This is a genomic window from Phenylobacterium sp., from assembly GCF_030693805.1.
Lineage (GTDB): Bacteria > Pseudomonadota > Alphaproteobacteria > Caulobacterales > Caulobacteraceae > Phenylobacterium.
In genome coordinates this window covers 1-2,323 of the sequence record NZ_JAUXZW010000314.1, presented here as the reverse complement: position 1 = coordinate 2,323, position 2,323 = coordinate 1, and the positions used below count along the sequence as shown (strand labels likewise).

The following is a 2,323-nucleotide window of genomic DNA, read 5'->3' as shown; positions in this document are numbered from 1 at the left end:
GATCCGAAGGCCAAGGGACCCTGCGACGGCGTTCGGGTGATCGAGATCGCACGCTATGTCGCCGCGCCATTCTGCGGCCAACTGCTGGCCGACCTGGGCGCCGACGTGATCAAGATCGAAGATCCGGGCGGCGACTTGATGCGCAACGCCCTGGGCTACAAAGGCCTCGCGGCCGGCTTCGAGCAATTCAACCGCGGCAAGCGCAGCTTCGTCGCCGACCTGCGCACGCCGCAGGGCGTCGACGCCGTGCGGCGGCTGATCGACACCGCCGACATCGTGCTGGAGAACTACCGCCCGGGCGTTCTGGAGAAGATGGGCCTCGGCTACGAGAGCCTGCGCGTCACCAATCCCCGCCTGATCTACATGAAGGTCAGCGGATATGGCGAAAGCGGTCCCAAGGCGGACCAGCCGGTGTTCGACCAGGTGATCCAGGGCGTGGCCGGCTTCATGCCCGTGCAGGGCGAGGACGGCCCGGCCAAGGCGATCAACACCTATGTCGTGGACAAGGTGACGGCCATCTTCACCTCGCACGCGGCCTTGGCCGCGCTGCTGCATCGCGAACGCACCGGCGAGGGCCAGAAGGTTTCCACCAATCTGCTGGATTCCTACGCCGCCTACATGCTGCCGGAGATGCTGAATCCCTATACCTTCGCAGAGGTCGAACCCCCCGCCCAAGGCGGCGTCAACATGTTCCGCGCGCTGGACACCGCCGACGGCCAGGTGATCGGCCTGTTGCTGCTGGACAACCACTACCGCGGGTTCTGCAAGGCGATCGGCCGAGACGACCTGATCGATGACCCCCGATTTGCAGGGTTCGCGGCGCGCATCCCCAACCTCGAACTGCTTTACAAGACCGTCGCCGCCGACGTCGGCCGCATGACCACCGCGGATTTCATCGCTCGCGCGGTCGCCCAGGACCTGCCGTTCTCCAAGGTCAACAACGTGGTCGACCTGATGCAGGACCCTCAGGCGCGCCACAACGAAACCGTCGTCGAGTTCGAGGATCCGGAATTCGGGGTCATCCGCCACGCCAACCATCCGGCGACGTTCGAGCGCAGTCCGGCCAACGCAAAGCGCCGTGCGCCGAAGCTGGGCGAGCACACCGATGAGCTGCTGGCCGAGTTGCAGCAGCGCGCGGCGGCGGCCGAATAGGGCGGTCAGCTCGCGGCGGGCGCCGGGCAGGCGTCGCCGATGCGCTTGGCTTCGGTGCGCACCTTGCCGGCGATGGGAATGCCGGAGAACTCGGTCGCCACCTGCGCGGTGAGGCTGAAGCTGGTCTGGGAATAACTCCCCTGACCTTCGACCTGGACGCGCCGGCCCTTCTTGCTGACGCAACTGCCTTTGAGCAGGATCTTGCCGCCTTCGAAGCTGCGGGTCGGGTAGGTGCAGGCGTAGTGACGGTTGCTCGGTCCCATCAGGAACTTGGCGACGTCGGCCGGCGTGATGCACCGCCGCTCCACGCTCTTGGCGGGAATCGGTGACAGCATCCGGTTGGTGGATTCCCAATAGCCTGGCTGAATGAGTTCGGCCGCATTGGCGCCCAAGGGGCCGGCGGCGATCAACAGGCCCAGCAGGCCGGCGACGACGGGTCTGTTCATTGCGCCCCGATAACAGCCAATCTCGGCGGAAGGTAGACGCGAGCGCGCCTCAGCCGTCCACCTCGGCGGTCTGCGCCTCGTTCACGATGGTGGCCTGATTGGCGATACGGATCTGGGCGCCCGCCTCGTCGTAGAGGAACGGCAAGAAGGCGTAGCGGCGCCCGCGCGTGACGGGCAGCGCCTCGTGCAGCAGAGAACAGGAGAACACCACAGCCCCGCCGGTGGGCGCGCGATAGGCCCGCGATCCGAACTCGGGAAAGCGAAGGTCGCCGCCGTCGTAGTCGCCGGCGTTCAGGTTGATGGTCACCGCGAAGCGGCGATGCGCGGTGCCGGGCGTGGTGTTGTCGCGGTGCGGCCGGAAATAGCCGCCTTCGCCGGCGTCGTAGCAGGCGACGATATAGCGCTCCATGCGAGTGACATCGAACTGGAACGCCTTCTTGATCTCCGGAACCAGCCGGCGCGCCAGTCGGATCCGGAGCTGCTGGCGAAACGCCTCATCGGTGACATCGGCGTCGCGTCGGCTCTTGAAGTTGTCGATCATCCCGACGGTCTTGCCGTCGATGTTGCGCATCACGCCGGAGCGTGAGCCGCCTACGGCGTCGTAGTGGGCGATCAGCCGCTGGCAGATGTCCTGTTCGAAGATGCGGGGTACGATCAGCACGGGCGCGTGGATATCGGCCCCGGAGTGCAGGTCAGGCGCGGGCAGGGCGTCGATCTGCTCCACA

Annotated in this window: 3 protein-coding genes; 1 reads left to right on the top strand and 2 read right to left on the bottom strand. The window is 66.5% G+C overall.

What is annotated here, in order from left to right:
- Positions 1-1,152: CaiB/BaiF CoA-transferase family protein (locus Q8M88_RS12265; RefSeq protein WP_305597441.1), on the top strand; the 1,152-nt coding region annotated here is incomplete at its 5' end.
- 5 nt (positions 1,153-1,157) lie between these two features.
- Here the strand turns inward: Q8M88_RS12265 and Q8M88_RS12260 are convergent.
- Positions 1,158-1,598, bottom strand: a complete 441-nt coding sequence (locus Q8M88_RS12260) for a DUF3617 family protein (RefSeq protein ID WP_305597440.1) — start codon at positions 1,596-1,598, stop codon at positions 1,158-1,160.
- Positions 1,599-1,647: 49 nt separating this feature from the next.
- Positions 1,648-2,323, bottom strand: a 676-nt coding sequence (locus Q8M88_RS12255) for a 2OG-Fe(II) oxygenase (RefSeq protein WP_305597439.1), incomplete at its 5' end; no start/stop codon positions are given.

What these genes read in the sequence shown, in the direction of transcription:
- Q8M88_RS12260 (WP_305597440.1), bottom strand. Translation starts at nt 1,598, where the DNA reads ATGAACAGACCCGTCGTCGCCGGCCTGCTGGGCCTGTTGATCGCCGCC.